At 72.2% G+C, this 19,327-nt stretch carries 18 protein-coding genes; 11 read left to right on the top strand and 7 right to left on the bottom strand.

What is annotated here, in order from left to right; translation table 11 throughout:
• Positions 1 to 5: 5 nt before the first annotated feature.
• A complete protein-coding gene (locus tag DP939_RS16795) occupies positions 6 to 1,205 on the bottom strand; it encodes a LolA family protein (protein ID WP_225878297.1) in 1,200 nt (399 codons plus the stop codon).
• A 268-nt stretch (positions 1,206 to 1,473) separates the two neighbouring features.
• Between DP939_RS16795 and DP939_RS16800 the strand changes: the two genes are divergently transcribed.
• The gene (locus DP939_RS16800) at positions 1,474 to 2,148 is read left to right on the top strand and encodes a response regulator transcription factor (RefSeq protein ID WP_113981646.1); all 675 of its coding nucleotides are present in this window, start codon (positions 1,474 to 1,476) and stop codon (positions 2,146 to 2,148) included.
• A complete protein-coding gene (locus DP939_RS16805) occupies positions 2,138 to 3,664 on the top strand; it encodes a sensor histidine kinase (RefSeq protein ID WP_113981647.1) in 1,527 nt (508 codons plus the stop codon). The genes DP939_RS16800 and DP939_RS16805 overlap by 11 nt, the downstream gene beginning before the upstream one ends.
• A 181-nt stretch (positions 3,665 to 3,845) precedes the next feature.
• On the opposite strand, the gene DP939_RS16810 is transcribed toward DP939_RS16805, so the two are convergent.
• Positions 3,846 to 4,715, bottom strand: a complete 870-nt coding sequence (locus DP939_RS16810; protein WP_113981648.1) for a LysR family transcriptional regulator — start codon at positions 4,713 to 4,715, stop codon at positions 3,846 to 3,848.
• 562 nt (positions 4,716 to 5,277) lie between these two features.
• On the opposite strand from DP939_RS16810, the gene DP939_RS16815 reads away from it, so the two are divergent.
• A complete protein-coding gene (locus DP939_RS16815) occupies positions 5,278 to 6,453 on the top strand; it encodes a neutral zinc metallopeptidase (protein ID WP_113981649.1) in 1,176 nt (391 codons plus the stop codon).
• A gap of 217 nt (positions 6,454 to 6,670) precedes the next feature.
• Here the strand turns inward: DP939_RS16815 and DP939_RS46205 are convergent, their stop codons facing one another.
• Entirely contained in the window at positions 6,671 to 6,844 is a 174-nt protein-coding gene (locus DP939_RS46205) for a hypothetical protein (RefSeq protein WP_158578598.1), read from the bottom strand.
• A 160-nt stretch (positions 6,845 to 7,004) separates the two neighbouring features.
• On the opposite strand from DP939_RS46205, the gene DP939_RS16820 reads away from it, so the two are divergent.
• From DP939_RS16820 to DP939_RS16845, 6 genes are all read left to right on the top strand, one after another.
• Positions 7,005 to 7,382, top strand: a complete 378-nt coding sequence (locus DP939_RS16820; protein ID WP_113981650.1) for a hypothetical protein — start codon at positions 7,005 to 7,007, stop codon at positions 7,380 to 7,382.
• The gene (locus tag DP939_RS16825) at positions 7,379 to 8,830 is read left to right on the top strand and encodes an LCP family protein (protein WP_113981651.1); all 1,452 of its coding nucleotides are present in this window, start codon (positions 7,379 to 7,381) and stop codon (positions 8,828 to 8,830) included. Before DP939_RS16820 ends, DP939_RS16825 begins: the two co-directional genes overlap by 4 nt.
• 380 nt (positions 8,831 to 9,210) lie before the next feature.
• Positions 9,211 to 9,762, top strand: coding sequence for an RNA polymerase sigma factor (locus tag DP939_RS16830; protein WP_113981652.1), 552 nt, complete (start codon positions 9,211 to 9,213; stop codon positions 9,760 to 9,762).
• On the top strand, positions 9,759 to 10,925 hold the full coding sequence (locus DP939_RS16835) for a CU044_5270 family protein (protein ID WP_113981653.1): 1,167 nt from the start codon (positions 9,759 to 9,761) through the stop codon (positions 10,923 to 10,925). The genes DP939_RS16830 and DP939_RS16835 overlap by 4 nt, the downstream gene beginning before the upstream one ends.
• 95 nt (positions 10,926 to 11,020) lie before the next feature.
• A complete protein-coding gene (locus DP939_RS16840) occupies positions 11,021 to 11,533 on the top strand; it encodes an RNA polymerase sigma factor (protein WP_113981654.1) in 513 nt (170 codons plus the stop codon).
• Positions 11,530 to 12,432: a hypothetical protein gene (locus DP939_RS16845; protein ID WP_113981655.1), complete on the top strand. Its 903-nt coding sequence runs from the start codon at positions 11,530 to 11,532 to the stop codon at positions 12,430 to 12,432. Before DP939_RS16840 ends, DP939_RS16845 begins: the two co-directional genes overlap by 4 nt.
• A gap of 69 nt (positions 12,433 to 12,501) precedes the next feature.
• Here DP939_RS16845 and DP939_RS16850 read toward each other — a convergent pair whose 3' ends face one another.
• From DP939_RS16850 to DP939_RS16860, 3 genes are all read right to left on the bottom strand, one after another.
• On the bottom strand, positions 12,502 to 14,460 hold the full coding sequence (locus DP939_RS16850) for a spermine/spermidine synthase domain-containing protein (RefSeq protein ID WP_225878298.1): 1,959 nt from the start codon (positions 14,458 to 14,460) through the stop codon (positions 12,502 to 12,504).
• A 190-nt stretch (positions 14,461 to 14,650) separates the two neighbouring features.
• Positions 14,651 to 16,147 carry a sensor histidine kinase gene (locus DP939_RS16855; protein WP_113981656.1) on the bottom strand — a complete coding sequence of 499 codons (1,497 nt, stop codon included), beginning with the start codon at positions 16,145 to 16,147 and terminating at the stop codon, positions 14,651 to 14,653.
• Positions 16,148 to 16,159: 12 nt separating this feature from the next.
• Positions 16,160 to 16,906, bottom strand: coding sequence for a response regulator transcription factor (locus tag DP939_RS16860; RefSeq protein WP_199565208.1), 747 nt, complete (start codon positions 16,904 to 16,906; stop codon positions 16,160 to 16,162).
• A gap of 197 nt (positions 16,907 to 17,103) precedes the next feature.
• Between DP939_RS16860 and DP939_RS16865 the strand changes: the two genes are divergently transcribed.
• Positions 17,104 to 17,895: an ion transporter gene (locus tag DP939_RS16865; RefSeq protein WP_113981658.1), complete on the top strand. Its 792-nt coding sequence runs from the start codon at positions 17,104 to 17,106 to the stop codon at positions 17,893 to 17,895.
• Here the strand turns inward: DP939_RS16865 and rpsD are convergent.
• Positions 17,883 to 18,497 carry a 30S ribosomal protein S4 gene (gene rpsD, locus DP939_RS16870; RefSeq protein WP_113981871.1) on the bottom strand — a complete coding sequence of 205 codons (615 nt, stop codon included), beginning with the start codon at positions 18,495 to 18,497 and terminating at the stop codon, positions 17,883 to 17,885. The two genes, DP939_RS16865 and rpsD, sit on opposite strands and share 13 nt — an antisense overlap.
• An 86-nt stretch (positions 18,498 to 18,583) precedes the next feature.
• Between rpsD and DP939_RS16875 the strand changes: the two genes are divergently transcribed.
• Positions 18,584 to 19,324: a DUF2470 domain-containing protein gene (locus DP939_RS16875; protein WP_113981659.1), complete on the top strand. Its 741-nt coding sequence runs from the start codon at positions 18,584 to 18,586 to the stop codon at positions 19,322 to 19,324.
• The last annotated feature ends 3 nt before the right edge of the window (positions 19,325 to 19,327 follow it).

Raw genomic sequence — 19,327 nt, forward strand, 5'->3', positions numbered from 1 at the left:
GGTGCTCACTTCCGGCCGGCCGCCTCGTACAGCGCCTGCGGCCCGACCGCGCCGGCCAGCACCCGGCCGTCGTCGGTCAGCAGGACGGTGATCAGCTTGGTCTGGATCAGGCGGCCGTTGCCCCAGGCGCCGCTGACCGGCTTGGCCGCCGACAGCACGGCCTCGCCGAAGCCCGCCACCTCGCTCCCGGCGCCGTCGCGCGGCTTCTCGGTGAGGTCGGAGGTCCGCAGCGGCGCCTCGATCACGCTCGTCCAGGCGCTGCCGTGGACGGTGATCTCGCCCGTGTCCGGGGCGGACGGACCGGCCTTGCCGCCGTCCTTGGACTCCTTGCCCTCCTTGCCCGCCTTGTCCTCGCCGCCGTGGCCCAGCCGCCGCAGCGCGCGGTCCTCGGCCTTCTCCACGTCCTTGTCGCCGATGGTCTCCTGCGTCACCTTCGCGCCCGCGGGCGGGGTGAACGTGAAGTTCTCCGGCGCGGGCGGGGTGAAGGTCACCGAGGTGAAGCCCGTCTCGAACGCCGGCTCGATCGAGTCCTTGGCATAGACCTGGAAGCGCAGCGGCACGTAGGTCTCGCCGTCGAAGGCGACCCTGATCTCCTTGACCAGCGAGTCGGGCGACTTGGGGGCGAACGTGAGCTGGTAGGCGGCGCGGTCGGCCACCTTCACGTCGTTGCTCACCCCCACCGCGGTGTGCTCGTCGATCGCGTCCAGCAACTGCGCCGACAGCGCCTGCGGCGTCAGGTCGGTGGGCACCGCCCGCCCGCCCAGCGGATGCTTGCGGCCGCGCTCTTCGCCCGCCAGCAGGGAGTCGGCCACCTTCAGCCTGGTGGCCTTGTTGCCCCCGCTCTCGTACAGCCAGACCCGGTCACCGTTCTTGATCAGGTTGGTCTCGCTCATCCGGCCGAGGAAGGCGACCCGCTGGCGGCCGGCGCCGCCGTACCAGACCTTGAACTCGTGCGCTCCGGTCAGCAGCGACAGCGGCGAGGTGGGGTCGGCGGACTGCGCGGGCATGGAGGGCAGGCCGAGGGAGGACGTCTGCAGGACGGTGCCGGACATCGGCGGGAACTGCCCCGACCGGGCGGCGCCCGCGGCCTCGGCGAGCAGTTGCCCGGCGGTGCGGTCGGGCAGGGCCGGAGTGCCCCGCACGGCCGCGATGACCGGCCCGGTGCCCACGGCCGCGGCGATCACGGCGACCGCGGCGATCGGCACACCCCACCTCACGGCACGGCCCCTGGACTTGCGAGACTCCCTGAGCGGTCCCGTGTCGTGAACGTTGGACGACATCTCACTCCTTAACCGTATGTCGCCGGCCGCGGATGGGCGGCCGGTCACAACGAAGCCTGCGCGGTCGTCGCTGTGCCCAAGCTGAGACAGACTGAGAGGTGTCTCAGGCTGAGAGATCTCTCAGCGTTCTCAGCCCGGTCTCAGCCGGATTGACCAGGATGGGGGGACACGTGCGGTTTCAGGAGGTCATCGGATGCGGGTTCTCGTCGTCGAGGACGAGCGGCGGATGGCCGCCGCGCTCCAGCGGGGGCTCTCCGCGGAGGGGTTCGCCGTGGACCTCGCGCACGACGGCGAGGACGGCCTGCACATGGCCAGGCAGGGCCAGTACGACGTGATCGTGCTCGACATCATGCTGCCGCGGATCTCCGGCTACAACGTCTGCAAGACGCTGCGCGCCGAGGAGAACTGGGTGCCGATCCTGATGCTGTCCGCCAAGGACGGCGAGTACGACATGGCCGACGGCCTGGACCTCGGCGCGGACGACTACCTCACCAAGCCGTTCTCCTACGTGGTGCTGGTGGCCCGGCTGCGGGCGCTGCTGCGGCGCGGCGCGGGCCGCCGCCCCGCCGTGCTGCGATCCGGCGACCTGGAGCTCGACCCGGCCAGCCGGCGGGTGGCCCGGGGGCGGACCGAGATCGAGCTGACGCCCCGGGAGTTCGCGCTGCTGGAGTTCCTGCTGCGCCGCCACGACGAGGTGGTCTCCAAGTCGGAGATCCTTGAGCACGTCTGGGACACCTTCGACACCGACCCCAACGTGGTGGAGGTGTACGTGGGCTACCTGCGCAGGAAGATCGACGTCCCGTTCGGCAGGAGCGCCCTGCAGACCGTGCGCGGCGCGGGCTACCGGCTGGTCGGCGATGGCGGCTGAGCCGGGCTCGGCCGGGCGCTGGTGGCGGCGTAAGAGCCTGCGCTTCCGGGTGACGGCCGCGGCGGCGGCGGTGCTCGCCCTGGCGCTCGCCATCTCCGCCTGGGTGCTGCTCGGGCTGCTCGGCAGGTCGCTGACCGCCACCGTCGACGACTCGGCCCTGCAGCGCGCCAACCGGGTGCGCGCCGACGCCGACGCCGGGCGGCTGCCGCCCGAGCTGAGCAACCCCGACGGGACGCTCATCCAGGTCATCGAGCCGGGCGGGCGGGTGATGCACGCCACGGTCGGCACCGACCGGCTGGTACCGCTGCTCAGCGCCACCGCCCGCGCCCAGGCGATCAGGTCCGACCGGGCCCGCGACCTGGACGGCGCCCCCTACGGCATCCCCGGGCGGCTGCGCGTTGTCGCGGTGTCCGCCGACCACGGCCGGGTGGTGATCGCCGCGCGCTCGATCGCCGAGGTGGAGAAGAGCCTGGCCGCCGCGACGCAGGTGCTGCTGTTCGGCACGCCGCTCCTGGTGGTCCTGCTGGCCGTGGTGAGCTGGATGGTCGTCGGCGGCACGCTGCGGCCCATCTCCGCGCTGCGCAGGGGCGCGGCCGAGATCTCCGGCACGGCCCGCTCCCGGCGGCTGCCCGTGCCCGAGGCCCACGACGAGGTGCACAGCCTGGCCAGGACACTGAACGACATGCTCACCCGGCTGGAGGAGGCCGACACCCGGCAGCGGGCGCTGGTCTCCGACGCCGCCCACGAGCTGCGCAGCCCGCTGGCCAGCATCAGGCTGCAACTGGAGGTCGCGCTCGGGCATCCGGAGGGCCAGGACTGGCGGGAGACCGCCGAGGGCGTCCTGGAGGACGCGATGCGGCTGTCCCGCCTGGCCGAGGACCTGCTCGCGCTGGCCCGGCTGGACGAGCGCGGCGGCATCCCGGCCCGCCGCGAGCCGGTGGACCTCGAAGGGCTGGTACGCCAGGGCGTCGAACGCTACGCCGACAGCCCGGTCACGGTCTCCTGCGCCGTCGTGGACGGCGGCCTGTCGGTCACCGGCGACGCGCTCGACCTGGGCCGGGTGCTGACCAACCTGGTGGACAACGCGGTGCGGCACGCCCAGGCCGGGGTGGCGGTCGAGTTGCGCGCCGAGGGTACGGCGGCGCTGCTCACCGTCACCGACGACGGCCCCGGCATCCCCGAGACCGACCGGGAACGCGTCTTCGACCGCTTCACCCGGCTGGACACCGCGCGCAGCCGCGACGAGGGCGGCGCGGGGCTGGGCCTGGCCATCGTCCGCGAGACCGTGCGGGCCCACGGCGGCAGCGTCCATCTGGAGTCCGCGGGCGGCTCTCAGGAGGGTGGCTCTCAAGACGGCGGAGCAGGGCAGGGGTTGCGGGCGGTGGTACGCCTGCCGCTGACGACCGTCCCCGCGCTCTACGCCGGACCGGCGTCCCGGCCTGCCGGGCGTGCGGTCGATAAGGCGGTCAACGGGGCGGTCAGGGAGGCGGTTCTGGAAGGCCCGCAGGATCAGTGACGACAACCGCGGGATCGATCACGGGCGACGCGGTCCGGCTCGTGCCGTCCGCCGCTCGACGCCGACCGGGAGAACGTCATCCCGGCGCGGAGCCCGCGCCCGGCGGTGCCGCCCCACCCGGCACCGGCTTGCTGTACTGCTGCTGAGCGTTGGAACGCTCCCACTGGATGAGACGGCGGCGCTAGGCCGCGCTGCCCCCCTCGGCGAGCGCCAGGAAGTCCTGGACGATCAGGGGGAGGCGGCGACGGGCGTGCACGATGGCGATCACCCGCCGGACGGGTGGGTCCAACGAACGGATCACCAGCCCGGCGCGCAGGGCCTGCTCGGTCAGCCCGCGGTATCCGAGCAGGGAACCCAACCCCGCGCGGACGTGGGCCAGCGAGCTGCCCCGCTCGTCGGTCTCGGCGGCGGTCACCGGCCGCACGCCGTACTTGGCGAACATCGCGTCGAACTCCCTGCGCCTGGCGCTGCCCCGCTTGGGGAGCACCAGCCGCATGCCGGTCAGCCGGGCCATCGGCACCGTGTCGGGGAGGTCGAGGCCAGGAGGGGAGACGAGCACGATCTCCTGGCGTTCCAGCGGATGGCCGATCAGGTCGGCCGGGACCGGCAGGTCGGTCAGGCCGAGATCGGCCCGCTGGTCCCTGACGGCGCTCACCACACCGTCACGTCCGTCACAGCGCACGATGTGCACGCGTACCGCGGGGTTCCGCTCGGCGTACGCGGGCAGGAGTCGCGTGGCGAGCGCCGGCTCCAGGCTCGGCGTCAGCGCGATCCGAAGGTCGGTGTCGGCCGAACGGCCGTGCCCCGCCAGCGACTCGATCTCATGAACGGCGTCTAATGCCTCCTTCGCGAGTTTGACGACCCGGCGTCCCTGGGCCGTGACGACCACGCCACGACCGGAACGCGCGAACAACGTCATTCCGAGTTCACGCTCCAGGTCCCTGATCGCGCGGGAAAGCGCGGGTTGCGCGATGTACAGAGACCTGGCGGCGTCTGTCATGGTGCGGTGCTCCGCAGTCGCCACAACGTAGCGGAGCTGCTGCAGATTCATGCTTTGAAGCTAGGACACAGTGCCTTGATCGGTCCGCCACATTGCGGAGATCACCTTGCACGATTTCACTGAGTAACGGATCAGGCCGACATTCGTGACGGGTGATAAATCAGTATGCTTCTGCCCCAAATACGGTAAAGGTCCGGCTGGTTTGTCCCGGTCAGGACAAACGGGGTAAGGGGAAGACAGCTTGGCAGTCAACGGACAGTATCCACCGCCGCCACCCTCGTCCCCGCCGCCACAACAGCCCTTCCCCTCCTCGGGCGACGACGACGGCCGGCAGCGGCATACCCGCCTCTACGGCCCCGCCGACGGCCCCGACGCCACGCCTCCCGGCCTGTACCGAAGCGGCCAGGGCCCGTTCCCCCACCCTCCGCCCCCCGGCCCCCACGGCGGCCCGGCGGCCGGTCCCCATGGGGCCGGCGGTCATGCGGGCGGCCCTTATCCGGCGGGCCCCGGCCATCCGGTCGCGCCGCCCGTGCCCGGGTACCCACCGGCGGCTCCCGGGCATCCGGTCCCGAGGGCCGATCCGGGGCGACCGCCGTTCCCACCCGGCTCCCCCGTGGGATACCCGCCGCCGCCTCCCGGCGGGCCGTACGCGGGCCGTCCCCCGCAGCCGCCGTTCACTCCACGGCAGCAGGGGCGCCACCCCGGGCCGCCCGGACGCCCGTACGGAGGGCCCGCCCATCCCCCGCCGCCCCGCCACCACCACGGCCCGCGGCGCAAGGGCGGGGGCGGCGTGGCCGTGGTCCTCGGAGTCATCGGCGGCATCGCGGGCCTGTTCGTGGTGCTGGTCGTGCTCGCGGCCGTGGTGGGCTCCCTCGGCGACCGGGACCGGACCTCCCCTATCGCCCTGCCCACCTACACGCCGCCCACCTTCGAGGAGACCGAACGGCCCACCGAGCGCGGCCGTACCGAGGAGCGGACCGAAACTGAGACCCGGCGGACCCAGGAGACGGACTCGACCGACTCGACGGGCTCGGCCCGGCGCTCCCGGCCCGCCCTGAACCGGACGTTGCAGAACAACACCCTCTACCGGGCGGGCGGCCTGCCCGCGGCCAACTGCCCCGGTGGCGGCGCGAACATCTACAACCACGCCCAACTCAAGGCGCTGATCCTGAAGACCTCGCAGTGCATGGACCGGGTGTGGTCGCAGGTCCTCACGAAGCAGGGCATCGAGTGGCACCGCCCCGGCTACGCCATCGCGGCCAGGAGCGGCCGGGGCGCCTGCGGCGACTACCCCTCCCCCGGCAGCATCGTGCCGTACTACTGCCCGCGCAACACGACGATCTACGCCTCCACCTCGGCGATGGCGCGCGGGTCCGGCAACGCCCAGGGGTACGGCCAGACGACCTCCTGGCACGGCGGGATCATCAGCATGATGGCCCACGAGTACGGCCACCATGTCCAGCACCTGTCCGGGCTGAGCGACTCGTGGTGGACCAAGACCCTGGCCTCCACCAGCGACAGCGGCAAGCTGGCGCTGAGCCGCCGCTTCGAGTTGCAGGCCACCTGCTTCGCCGGGATGTTCATGCGGGCCGCCTCCGCCACATACCCGGTGCCGCCCGCGCGCCGCCGCGTTCTGTACTTCTTCCATTCCCGGGTGGGCGACTGGCCGGGCAGGCCCCGCGATCACGGATCGCCGCCGAACAACGGCAGGTGGTTCCGGCAGGGCTATGAGAAGAACAGGACGTTCCAGTGCAACACGTGGCTGGCGCCGCCCAACACAACCTCGTAGATTAATGGGCTATTCATGAGTGGTTAGCCATCTGTCGGTGTTGTCCAGGTATGGGGCGTAGAATCCAGGACAATTCCCGGACAGCGGGGGACCAAGGACAGGTCTGGCCTGGTCAAGCATCCAACCGGAACCATGACCCGGCCGCCCAGCCGGGCCGGCGGGCTCGGCCAGGAACATATGACGACGAGGGAGCGGTGTGACGATGCGCCATGGGCAGTCATCGGGGGATCCCGCGGACGACGGCGGGAAACGGCGCCCCCGGCGGCGACCTACCGGCGGACGGCAGCGCGCGCAGCGTCCCGCTCCCGGCGTCCAGCCCGGCGGACAGGACGAACCGCCGGAGACCGGCCAGTTCACCATGCCGCCGGGGGCGCTCGACGCCAAGGACCAACGCCCCGGTCCTGGCGACCCGCCCCCGTCCGGCGCGCCCGACACGGGCACCATGTGGGCGGTCGGGCGTGAGGGAGAGGGCGCGTCCGGGCCCGGGAAGGGCCGCCCCGTCGGGCCGAGTGAACCCACGGTCGCGGTCCGCCGCCCGTCACGCGCCGAAGATGACTCCCGGGGGCAGGACGGCCGCCGCGGGCGCGGCCCGGCAGGACGCCCACGTACTCAAGGCCCGGACGCCGGCCCCCCGCCAGGGCCGCCCGGCCCCCCGGAAGGCGCGGACGCGGATGGCCCGCGCGGCAGAGGGAGCGGACGCCGAGCGGGGCCGGGCGGTGCGGGCCACGCGGTACCGCCTGGGCCGGGAGGCCCCGGGCGCGCAACGGGCCCCGGTGGAACAGGCGGCAAAGGCGCGGGGCAGGCCGATGGGAGAGGCCGCGGCGGCCCTGGTGGCGCCGGAGGAAGAGGCCCAGGCGGACCCGGTGGCTCCGGAGACCCTGGCGGTGCCGACGAGAGCAGGGGCGGGCCGAAGTTCGCCAAGCGGATGAGCGCCGCGTCGATCGTCGGCTGGACCGCGTTGTCGGCCCTGGTACCCGGCGCCGCGCACCTGCGGGCCGGGCGGCGGCGGATCGGCTACATCCTGCTCGGCGCGTTCGGCCTGCTGCTGCTCAGCGCCGCCGTGATCGCGGTCATCATGCTGAACAACGTCGGCCTCCTCCTCCGCGACAGCACGATGCTGACCGCCTCGATCCTGGCCGTGGCCGGCGCGCTGCTGTGGTTCGCCCTGATCGTGACGTCGTACGTCACCCTCAAGCCCGCCCGGCTGAACAGAGCCGGTCAGATGCTCTCCGGCGTCGCCGTCGGCCTGCTCTGCGTCGTGGTGGTCGCCCCCTTCGCGGTGGCCGCCAACGCCGCCATCGCCGCCCGTAACGCGGTCAACGTCATCTTCGACTCCGGCACCCACCAGTCCACCGCGCCGATCAAGCACGAGGACCCGTGGAACGGCCGGGACCGGGTCAACTTCCTGCTGGTGGGCGGGGACGCGGCGGGCAACCGTACCGGCGTGCGGACCGACAGCATGACGGTGGCCAGCGTGGACGTGAAGACCGGCAACACGGTCATGTTCAGCCTGCCGCGCAACATGCAGCACGTCCGTTTCCCCCCGCACAGCCCGCTCGGCAAACGGTTCCCGAACGGCTTCTTCGCCGAACTCCCCAACGGCGGCCTGCTGAACGAGGTGTGGCAGTTCGCCGAGGACAATCCGCAGGTGATGGGGGCCAAGCATCAGGGGCCCAGGGCGCTGAAGGAGGCGATCGGGCACACGCTCGGCCTCAAGATCGACTATTTCGCGCTGGTCAACATGTACGGCTTCGCCGACCTCGTGGACGCCATCGGCGGCCTGGAGATCCGGGTCCAGCAGGACATCAAGTGGGGCGGCCTGTACGGCACCGCCGGGACCATCAAGGCGGGCTTTCGCAAGCTGTCCGGCGAGGAGGTCCTGTGGTACGGCCGTTCGCGCGTGAACAGCGATGACTTCTCCCGGATGGCCCGCCAGCGGTGCGTGATCGGGGCGTTCGCCCAGCAGGCCACCCCCGACGTCGTACTGGCCAACTTCAACAAGATCGCGTCCGCGACCAAGCGGCTGGCCAGCACCGACATCCCCCGCCCCCTGCTCGAACACCTGGTGGAACTGGCGCTCAGGGTGAAGAGCGCCAAGATCACCAGCACGCAGTTCGTGCCGCCGCAGTTCTGGCCGGGGAACGTGGACTGGATGAAGGTCCGCCGTACCGTGACGAACGCGCTGCGCCAGTCCACACGCGGCAACCGCCGCGCCCTGGCGGCGGACGTGACCGCCTCACCCGGCGCGACCGGCACCGGCGGCACCAGGCGGCCGACCACCGCGCCGAAGGCCAACGCGCCGGACCAGTCCCCCACGCCCGGTTCGTCGAAGAAGGAGACCGGCAACTCCGACCTCGCCGAGGTCTGCGGCCTCTGACGCGGTCCCGGCGCCGGACGGGGCCGGCCTCGGCGGCGTAGCGGGCCGAGGCCGGTCAGGTGCTGGAGACGGCTCCCGGCCGGCGGCCGAGGCGGTCCTGAACACGCATCCGGCGCGGGCCGGACAGCCGCCCGCGCCCGGTGGCCGGGCCGACGTCGCCGGCTGCGCCCCCCGGTCGGCCGGGAACACCGGTCCCATGGTGCGGCCCGCTGCGCGTACTCGATGGCGCCGCCCCTCGTACAGCAGCCTCCACAGCACCCGCTCACGCGGAGCGCGGTCTTCCATCGGCCGTTCACGCCCGGCCTGAAATTCTGCCGTCGGCCGCGGACACGTAGGGATTGAAAGCCCGCAGCGTTCGGAAGGCCTGACGAGGATGACGCGTGAGTGAACAAGATGATCGGTCCCGGTTCGAGGCGGTGTACCGGCGGACCTATGAGCAGATCCTCGGATACGCCGTGCGGCGGTGTTCCTCTCCCGAGGACGCCGCCGACGTCGTGGCCGAGACCTATGTGATCGCCTGGCGGCGGATGACCGAGCTTCCCGACGGCGAGGCCGGCAGGCTCTGGCTGTACGGCGTGGCCCGTCGGGTCCTTGCCAACCACCGTCGTGGCGAGCGGCGCAGGCTCACCCGGCATGCCGAGCTCACCGACGAGATCCAACACCTCCATGCCGCCCCCGCCCACCGCGGTGAGCAGGACGTCGTGGGTGAGGCGATGGACATGCTCGCCGACAGCGATCGCGAACTGCTGGCACTGACCCTCTGGGAGGGGCTCGACCCCGGCGAGATCGCCACGGTGCTGGGCTGTTCGCGCAACGCCGCCCGTATCCGCCTGCACCGGGCCCGCAAGCGCTTCGCCAAGGCTCTGGAGAAGATCCGCCCATCAGCCGCCGGCTTCGCGTCACGGCCGCTCGTCGAGAAGGAGTCAGGGTGAACAACGACCAGATCTTCAAGGACCGGGCGCGAGTGCTGGACGAGGACCTGGCCGGCCGGGCGTCCACCGCGGGGGCGGACGCGCTGCTGGCGGAGATCGTCGCGCTGGAGCGGGCTCCGGCCCGGCGGCGGCTCCTGCCCCCCCGTGGCCGCGCCCTGCTCGGCCTGGCCGCGGCCGCCGCCGCGGTGGCGGTCATCGCCCCGGTGATGCTGTCCGGCGGCACGATCTCCATCTCACCTCGGCCCGGTACGTCGGCGTCCGCGACGGCCGGACCGACCGCCCGGCAGATCCTGCTCGCCGCCGCCGTCGCCGTGGAGAAGGCCCCCGCGAGCGGCGACTACTGGCGTACCGCGACCGTCCACCGGTGGATGCTGACCGACCCCACGCGCAGCTATGTGCTCGAAGGCGGCCGGTCCCATGAGCTGTGGCGGGCGAAGCGGCCGGATCTGAAGTACTGGCGCATCTGGCAGGATCTCGGCATCAAGCCCGCGACCCCCCAGGACGAGGCGGCCTGGCGGGCCGCCGGGGCGCCCACCAGTTGGCGATACCCCGAGGACATGAAGACGGAGAACCTGTTCTCCGTCCCGTACGGGGGGCTGCTGGAGGCGGCGCCGGGTGAGCGAACCGCCGAACGACTCAGCGGCAAATGGCAGGGCTCGGCCGGTGACCTGGCAGGAGAGGACATGACCTGGGAGAAGGTACGCGCGATCCCGAGCGACCCCGGCGGGCTCCGGAGCTACCTGGAAGAGCGCATCGCCCGGCTGGACCTGACCGGATCCGGGATGGACGCGCAGGAGGCCAGGGCGAACATCCTGCTGCGGGACTGTGTGGGCGTCATCAGCGACCTGCCGGCCTCGCCCGAGGTCCGGGCGGCCGCGTACCGGATCCTCGCGTCTCTGCCCGCCATACGGGCCGAGGGGGAGACGGCCGATCCGCTGGGCCGGCGCGGGCAGACGCTCACCTATCAGGAGGAGATCGAGCCGGGCCTGTTCACCCGGGTCCAACTCGTGGTCGATCCCGGCACCGGCCTGCTCCTCGCCGAGGTCAGGACGAACACCACCGAGCTCGCGAACGGGCGGCAGGCGGAACTGCGCCTCTCCACCTCGTTCGAGGCGATCGGCTGGACCGACGACCGCCCCGAACTGCCCGCACAACGCGACTGACGCGAGTAGCCCGAACTTCTGAGCGTCATCTGCAACAGCCCGCTGGAGTGCCGGACACTTACCAAGGTGTCCGGCACTCTTCGCAAGGAGACTTTGTGACACACCAAGATCGCTTCGAGGCGATCTACGACGCGTACTACCCGGCCGTACATCAGTACGCCGCCCGCCGTGCCGGTTCAGCCGATGACACCGCCGACGTCATCTCCGAGACGTTCCTCACCGCCTGGCGGCGCATCGACGATGTGCCCGACGGAGAGCGGGCGCTGCTGTGGTTGTACGGTGTGGCCCGCCGGGTCCTGGCCAACCAGCTACGCGGCGCCTCACGCAGAGCCGTGCTCGCCGACCGCCTGCGTGATGAACTCGCCGCCAGCCGCCCGGTCACACCGGCCGACCTGGAGCACGTTCGCGCCGCCTTCGACGAGCTGCCCGAGCGTGACCGCGAGGTACTGGCACTGGCCTGCTGGGAGAGGCTGACCAGCGAGCAGATCGCCAAGGTCCTTGGATGTACCGCGATCGCCGCCCGGACCCGGCTCCATCGGGCGCGCAAGCGGCTGGCGGCGAGGCTGGGGCGACCGGCGTTCTCGACGATCTCGATGGGGGAAGCATGAGCGACATCGACAACCTGGTGAGAGCCCTCGATCTCGCCCCGCACGCGCCGGAGCAGGGGCCGGGCGCGCGCGAGCTACGCGCCGCGATCACGGCCACGCCGGTCTCGCGCCGCCGGCTGCCGGGAGGCGGAGCACTCGGACTGCGGCGTCTCCGCCTGCCCGCTCTGGCCGTGGCGGTCACCGTTGCGGCCGTGGCCGCCGCGATCGGCGTCGGCCTGCCTTCCGGCGGCCCGGCGACCCAGTACGCCAACGCGGCGGTCTCCATCAACAGGTCCGGCGACCATTTCGCGGTGACCATCACCGACCCCACCGCCGATCGCCGGCGCTTCGAGGAGGCGTTCGGCGCGGTCGGGCTGAACGTCACGGTGAAGGTCGTCCCGATGGCGCCGGACGAGGTCGGCAAGCTGATCGGCCCGATCGTGCCGGGGGGCTTCACCTGGCACGGAAGCATCGGGGTGCAGGCCGTGAGACCTTGCGCCTCGGCGTTCTGCGGCAAGGTCTGGATGCCCTCGGACTTCCCCGGCCGGGTCGTCTTCGGGGTCGGTCGCCCCGCCAGGCCGGGCGAGCCCTACGCGGACGACCGTCTTTACAATCCCTCGGGGGAGGAGTCCCTGGAGGGCTACACGTCGCACGGCAAGACGGTCGAGGCGGTACGCGCCGAAGCGCACCGGCGCGGACTGAAGGTCGGCTATCGCCTGCTGTGGTCCCTCCCACCCGGCGGCTTCTTCGACCAGCCGGTTCCCGCCACCCGTGTCAAGGACGCCTGGGTCGTCGACGGATCCCGCGCCCACAGCTCCGACACGGTCGACCTCTACGTCATCCCCGGCCCCGAGGCCGGCCCGGCGCCCGACCCGCTGAAGGCCGCCACACCTCAGTGGTACGACGACCCCACCGGCTGAGACCCGGCCTCGGTCGACGAACAGGCGGCCCCGTGCGGGACGCACGGGGCCGTACCGTGTCGCAGTGGCTCAGGAGGCGGCGGACACGCTCTTGCCCGCCCTGGGCAGCAGCACGAACGCCCCCACGTACACCACCGCCGCGATGATCAGCAGCCCCCGGTAGCCGACCAGCAGCGCGAAGTACTCCAGGCAGCCGCCCACCATCGCCCCCAGCAGGTTGGCCCCGAAGGACGTCGTGCTGTCGGGGCTGTCGGCGAACCGCTTGGCGAACACCACGTTGGCCGCGAAGATCGGCAGGAAGGCGACCGCGACGGCGGCCACCGCGCGCACCGGGACGGGCAGGCCGAGCAGCCAGGCGTTGGGGACGAGCCAGGCCAGCAGCAGTCCGGCGGCGAGCACGCCGTACATCACGGGCAGCGGCGGCATGCGGAAGCGCCGCGTCACCTCCACCGCGGCCAGGACCGCCACCAGCACGCCGGCGAAGACGATCGCGTTGACCACCCAGGTGGTGCCGAACAGCAGCGCGAACCCGGTCACGCTCTTGGTCTCAAGCAGCAGGAAGCCGACGCCGAGCAGGAACAGGTCGCCGTAGGGGCGCATCCGCTCGTAGGGGCCGGCCACCACGCGCACGGCCAGCAGGCTGACGATGAGGATGAGCGAGAGCGTGATGATGTAGATCGGCGGGATCGTGCGGTCCTTCAGGTAGAGGAAGGGCCGGTCGTCGGGGCTCGGCTCCGGCGTGCCGGGGGCCGCTCCGGCCCACTCGGCGGGCCCGCAGAGCTGCGCCTCGCGGGTGACCCCCGCGGTGATCACCGCCTGCTGCCCGGCCTCGGTCACCACGTCCACGCACGGTTTGTGGCCGAAGGCGGCCTGCATGGTGGACGCGAGCCGGTCGACCAGCCAGCGTTCGCGGTAGTAGTTGTACATGGAGAACGTGCCGCCCGGCTTGAGGTGGGCCTGCGCGGCCCGCATGGCCTCCTGGGTGAACAGGTAGCTCTCCAGCCGCAGCGAGCTGGCCCCGGAGACGAGGGTGAGCGAGTCGGGCAGCGCGAACAGGATCAGGTCGTACTTCTTGCCGGTCTGCTCCAGGTAGGCCCGCCCGTCAGTGACGTGGGTGGTGACCCGGGGGTCGGCGTACGGCCGGTCGGGGTGGCGGTCGCCGAGCCCGCGCAGTTGCGGGTCGATCTCCACCGCGTCGACGTGCTCGGCGCCCTTGCTCAGCGCGATGGCCACGTCGGTGCCGCTGCCCGCGCCCACGATCAGCACGTCGTCCAGGGACCGCTTGGCCTGGCGTTCGTAGGGCAGGGCGTACTGGCGCTCCAGCTCCAGCCGCCGCGCGGCGGGCACGGCCTGCTGGTGCGGGATGCCGTTGACCTGGATGTCGGTCACGGGGGTGCCGCCGTAGTCGCTGGGCTTGGTGGTCACCTTGTAGTACGGCGACCACAGCGCGCCCGCGGTCAGGGTCTCGGAGGCGAGCGCGCCCACCACGATCAGCGACGGCAGCACGACCAGGACCTTGCCGGGCAGGCCGGGCGGCCACAGCAGCGCGGCGTAGGCCACGGCGGCGATCGTGCCCCACACCACGGGCGGCGCGGAGAGGAAGGACAGCGCGGTGAACAGCGCGATGCCGGTGAGGCTGCCGATCAGGTCGTAGCGGTAGGCCTCCAGCCTGGTCAGCTCGGGGAAGCACCGCCCGACGAGCTCGGCGGGCCCCATCAGGATGACGGCGGCGGCGCAGAAGATCACCGGCAGGATCAGCCACGGCGGCGGGCCGGTGGTGCCGAGGCTGGTCCAGTACAGGACGCCCTCGGTGTTGCGGTCCACGGTGACCGGGAACAGCAGGATGATCAGCACCAGGGCGGCGAGCGTGATCGGCGAGTAGTACGGCAGGCGCTTGGTCCTGCCCACTCGGAGGAACCCGAGCCCGATCCCGAGGAATGAGCCGAGCAGCACGAAGTTGGTGAAGTAGCTGAGATGGACGATGTTGGAGCCGGTCCACCTGATCAGTGCCAGCTCCAGGAAGAGCATGAAGGCACTCGCCAGGATGAGCCTCGGCCGCACAGGCAGCCAATGCGCGGACCGGTCGGGAGATGAAGGCGTGGATGGCGCCTTGGCCGGTGCGGTCATGGCGGCCACGCTAGTGAACTCGGCGAGGTTCGCGCGACCGCCGCACCGAATCTGATCATCTTTTGCCCGAGCGTCCCTCCTCGCACGGGGGTCAGTCGCGCGGCAGCGCGACGGTGAAGGCCGCGCCCTTGCCCGGGGCCGTGCTCAGGGTGATGCGGCCGCCGTGGGCGGCCACGATCGAGCGGGCGATGGCCAGGCCGAGCCCGGCCCCGCCGCCCCGCTCGCGGCCCCGGGAGCCGTCCACCCGGTAGAAGCGGTCGAAGACGCGGGCGGCCTGCTCGGCGGTCAGTCCGGGGCCCTCGTCCTCGATGACCAGCAGTGCCTCGCCGCCGCGCGTCCCGACCCCGATGCGCACGGCGGTGCCCGCGGGGGTGTGCGCCACCGCGTTGCCCACCAGGTTGGCCATCACCTGGCGGAGCCTGGCCTCATCACCGAGCACGGGGGCGCTGGCCGGGGCGGTGCGGGGGTCCACCCCGGTCAGCCGGACCGGGCGGGAGGGATCGAGCGCGCGCAGGTCGTGCCGGGCGTCGGCGGCCAGGGTGCGCAGGTCCATCGGGGCCAGGTCCATCGGGAGGGCGGTGTCGCCCTCGTCCAGCCGGGCGAGCAGCAGCAGGTCCTCGACCAGGGCGGCCAGGCGGCCCGACTCGCCGTGGATGCGGGCCATGGCGGTGTCCACGTCCCGCGGGCCGGTCAGGCCGCCCATCCGGTACAGCTCGGAGAACCCCCTGATGCCGAACAGCGGGGTGCGCAGCTCGTGGCTGACGGCGGCGACGAACCGGCGCATCCGCGCCTGGGACTCCTCCCTGGCCGCGAACGCCCGCTCGATCTGGCCGAGCATGCCGTTCAGGGCGGTGGACAGCCGCCCCACCTCGGTGCGCGGCGGCACGCTCTCCGGCACGCGCCGGCTGAGGTCTCCGGCGGCGATGGCCGCGGCGGTCTCCTCGATCCGGCGCAGCGGGGCGAGTCCGGCCCGGATCGCGTACCAGCCCGCGGCGGTGAGCACGGCGAGCAGCGCGAGGCCGGTCAGCGCGCACACGGCGGTCAGCCGGGCCACGGTGGACTCCACCCCGCTGAGCGACGCGGCCAGCACGATGCCGGTGCCCGGTTCGGGGGGCGCGGCCCCTTCCGGGAGTTGCCCGGCGACCCGGGGCAGCGCGATCACCCGCCAGACGGTCTCGCCGTCGCCGCCCGTCACGGCGAACGGCTCGCCGCCGAGCGCGGTCACGGCCGCCGCGTCCAGCCTGGGCAGCGCGGGCAGGCCGTCGGCGGGCGGGGTGGTCCGCCAACCGGCCCGCTCCACGGTCCCTGCGGGGCTCAGGTAGGCCGCGTAAACGCCGTCCAGCAGGTCCAACTCACCGGCCAGGGTCCGCATCGCGCGCATCGCCTCACCCGGCCCGGCCGATGGCAGCAGCCCGGGCGAGAGCCGGGCGAACAACTGCGCCAGCGGGCGCATCTGCTGGTCCACCCGGCCGACCAGGTGCGACTTGAGGATGCTGACCACCACGGCCGAACTGACCGCGAGTCCTACCAGCAGCAGGCCCATCGCGATCGCCAGCAGCCGCGCCCGCAGCGAGATCCTGGCCCTCATGGGCGGGCCCTCCTATCGGGGGCGGCGCAGCACGTAGCCGACGCCGTGCACGGTGTGGATCAGCTTCGGTTCCCCGCCGTCGATCTTGCGGCGCAGGTAGCTGATGTAGGTGTCCACGATGCTGGCGTCGCCGTTGAAGTCGTAGTGCCAGACGTGCTCCAGGATCTGGGCCTTGGACATCACCCGTCCCGCGTTGAGCGCGAGGTAGTGCAGCAGCCGGAACTCCGTCGGGGACAGCCGGACCGGCTCGCCGGCCCGCAGCGCCTGGTGGCCCTCGGCGTCGACTTCGAGGTCGGCGACCACCAGGACACCGTCCGGCCGCCCGCCGCCGGTGCGCCGCAGCACGGCGCGGATGCGGGCGATCAGCTCCTCCAGGTCGAAGGGCTTGGTGACGTAGTCGTCGCCGCCGAGCGTCAGACCGTTGATCTTGTCGGCCGGGGAGTCGCGGGCGGTCAGGAACAGTACGGGGACCTGGCCTCGCGCGCCGCGGCCGGCGACCGTGCGCAGCCGCCTGACGACCTCGAAGCCGTCCATGTCGGGCAGCATCACGTCGAGCAGCACCAGGTCGGGGGGATCTTCGCGGGCCGCGTGGACGGCCTGCTCTCCGGTCGCGGCCGAGGACACCGTGAAGCCGGCGAACCGCAGGGTCGCCGAGAGCAGTTCGCGGACGGTCGGCTCGTCGTCCACCACGAGCAGCCGCTCGCCCGCCCCGGTGATATGTCCCGTCACCGCCTGGTCACCCGCCATCCTGCCGCCCATCCGCTGTTTTGTCAGACTATGACCGCTCTGGGTCACCGGTGACCAGGCTGCACGACGGTGCTGAGCGATTCCGCAGCGATTCTGGGAGCTTTCTGTGCGGCCGGTGGGCGGGGAACCAACCGATTCGACAGGTACGCGGGAAAGATCCTTTAAGCTCTTGATGCCGTGTCTGCCGCGATGAGGGGGAGTTTCAGCACATGCGGGAGCGTGTCCGCGCGACCGTCGAGTCGACCGGGTTCCAGCGGTTCATCACGGCGGTGATCGTGGTCAACGCCGCGACGCTGGGGCTGGAGACCTCGCCGTCCGTGGTCCACGCGTACGGGCCGGTGCTCGCCTTGGTCGACCACGTGGCCCTCTACCTGTTCGTGGCCGAGCTGCTGGCCAAGCTGTACGCCCAGGGCCGGGCCTTCTTCCGCGATCCGTGGAACCTGTTCGACACCGCGATCGTGGGGGTCTCGCTGCTGCCCACGGCGGGCGGTCTTTCGGTGCTGCGCGCCCTCCGGGTGCTGCGCGCGCTCCGGCTGATCTCGACGGTGCCGAGCCTGTGCCGGGTGGTGTCAGCGCTGCTGACCGCGGTGCCGGGGATGACCTCGATCGTGGCGCTGCTGTCGCTGGTGCTCTACGTGGCGGCGGTGATGAGCACCAAGCTGTACGGCGCGACCGCCCCCGAGTACTTCGGCTCGCTGCCGACCTCGCTGTTCACGCTGTTCCAGATGATGACCGGCGACGCCTGGTCCGACATCACCAGGGAGGTCATGGCCCGGCACCCCTCGGCCTGGATCTTCTTCGTGGTGTTCATGCTGACCTGCACGTTCGTGGTGCTCAACCTGTTCATCGCGGTGGTCGTGCGGGCGATGGACGACGACGACGATGACGACGACCGCCTCGGCCGGACGGTGCTCGCGGAGCTGGCCGCCGTCCGCGCCGAGCTGGCGGTGCTCCGCGAGGCCGTACCGGGCAGGGAGAGCGCGGGCGCTCAGCGGGAGTAGTGCTCCACGACCAGCCGCTCGTCCACCGGGATGCGCACCTGCTCCCGCTCGGGCCTGCTGAGCAGCGTGAAGCGCAGCTCACCGTGGTCCACGGCCAGGTAGGGGGCGCTCACCTCGTCGGCGTGCACGCCCTCGGCCGCCGCCACGAACGGCTGCATGCCCCGCGAGCGCGGCCGGACGCCGATGACCTGGCCGGGCTTGACGAGGTAGCTGGGGATGTCCACCTTGCGGCCGTCGACCGTGATATGGCCGTGCGTGATGTACTGCCGCGCGGCGTAGATCGACGGGGCGAACCCGGCGCGCAGCACCAGGGACGCCAGCCGCGACTCCAGCAACGCCACCAGCTCGGCGCCCGATCTGCCCGGCTTGCGCTGCGCGGCCTCCCAGTATCTGCGCATCTGCTTCTCCGAGATGTCGTAGTACCACCGGAGTTTCTGCTTCTCCATCAGGCGCAGTCCGTAGTCGCCGGTGTTGCGGCGGCTGGTCTTGCGGCCGTGCTCGCCCGGCGGGTAGGGACGGTCCTCGAAGTAGCGCACCGCCTTCCTGGTCAGCGGTACGCCCGCGCGGCGGGACAACCTCACTTTGGGTCCGGTGTAGCGCACGATCACCTCACTGTGCTTAGGTAAACCTTAATTAGGTAAGCCTTACCTTAGCAGTGTCGTCAGCATCGAGGCGAAGGAGAACGGTCGTGCAGCGACCCGTGGCAGCACCGCCCATCCCCGAACGCGTCCGCACGCTCGCCGCGGGGGCCGCGCCGACCCATGTCTCGGTGGTGTCGTCGCCGCGCCCGGCCGTACCGGCCAGGGGCGGGGTGGACCCCGAGGGCCGCCCGGTTCTGCTGGTCACCCCCGGGCATCCACTGGCCGCCCTGCCCGCCCAGACCGTGGTCACCGTGGACCTCATCGCCGGCCGCGACCTGGGCGCCCGGCACTGCACGCGCGGCATGCTGAAGGTCCGCGGCTGGCTGGAGCCGGTCCCGGTGCACGAGGCCCGCCGGTCCGCCGTCGCCATCGCCGAACACTGCCCGGACGAGCTGCTGTTCCAGGCCGTGGAGGAGCCGGGCGCGGCGGCGAGCCTGCTCCGGGTCGATGTCGGGCAGGTCATCTACCTGGCCGGGACGGAGTCGGGGGTGCTGGAGGCCGAGGACTACCTGTCGGCCGCGCCCGACCCGTGCCACGAGAGCGCCGAGCGGATGATCAAGCACGTCAACGCCTGCCACCGCGAACAGCTCACGCTGGCCGTACGCCACCTGGCCGGGGCGCTGTCCGCGCCGGACGTGTGGCTGTGGGAGCTGGATCGGTACGGGGCCACCGTGCGGGCCGGGCTGGACGACCCCGAACTGCTGCGCCTGCCGTGGTCACGGCCCGCCGCGAGCGCCCGCGAGCTCGAACGGGCGCTGCACTGCCTGATCCAGCACGCCGAGGCGTAGGCC

The organism is Spongiactinospora rosea (assembly GCF_003315795.1).
Classification (GTDB): domain Bacteria; phylum Actinomycetota; class Actinomycetes; order Streptosporangiales; family Streptosporangiaceae; genus Spongiactinospora; species Spongiactinospora rosea.

What these genes read in the sequence shown, in the direction of transcription:
- DP939_RS16800 (WP_113981646.1), top strand. Translation starts at nt 1,474, where the DNA reads ATGCGGGTTCTCGTCGTCGAGGACGAGCGGCGGATGGCCGCCGCGCTC.
- DP939_RS16805 (WP_113981647.1), top strand. Translation starts at nt 2,138, where the DNA reads ATGGCGGCTGAGCCGGGCTCGGCCGGGCGCTGGTGGCGGCGTAAGAGC.
- DP939_RS16810 (WP_113981648.1), bottom strand. Translation starts at nt 4,715, where the DNA reads ATGAATCTGCAGCAGCTCCGCTACGTTGTGGCGACTGCGGAGCACCGC.
- DP939_RS16820 (WP_113981650.1), top strand. Translation starts at nt 7,005, where the DNA reads ATGACTCCCGGGGGCAGGACGGCCGCCGCGGGCGCGGCCCGGCAGGAC.
- DP939_RS16825 (WP_113981651.1), top strand. Translation starts at nt 7,379, where the DNA reads ATGAGCGCCGCGTCGATCGTCGGCTGGACCGCGTTGTCGGCCCTGGTA.
- DP939_RS16845 (WP_113981655.1), top strand. Translation starts at nt 11,530, where the DNA reads ATGAGCGACATCGACAACCTGGTGAGAGCCCTCGATCTCGCCCCGCAC.
- DP939_RS16850 (WP_225878298.1), bottom strand. Translation starts at nt 14,460, where the DNA reads ATGCTCTTCCTGGAGCTGGCACTGATCAGGTGGACCGGCTCCAACATC.
- DP939_RS16855 (WP_113981656.1), bottom strand. Translation starts at nt 16,147, where the DNA reads ATGAGGGCCAGGATCTCGCTGCGGGCGCGGCTGCTGGCGATCGCGATG.
- DP939_RS16860 (WP_199565208.1), bottom strand. Translation starts at nt 16,906, where the DNA reads ATGGGCGGCAGGATGGCGGGTGACCAGGCGGTGACGGGACATATCACC.
- DP939_RS16865 (WP_113981658.1), top strand. Translation starts at nt 17,104, where the DNA reads ATGCGGGAGCGTGTCCGCGCGACCGTCGAGTCGACCGGGTTCCAGCGG.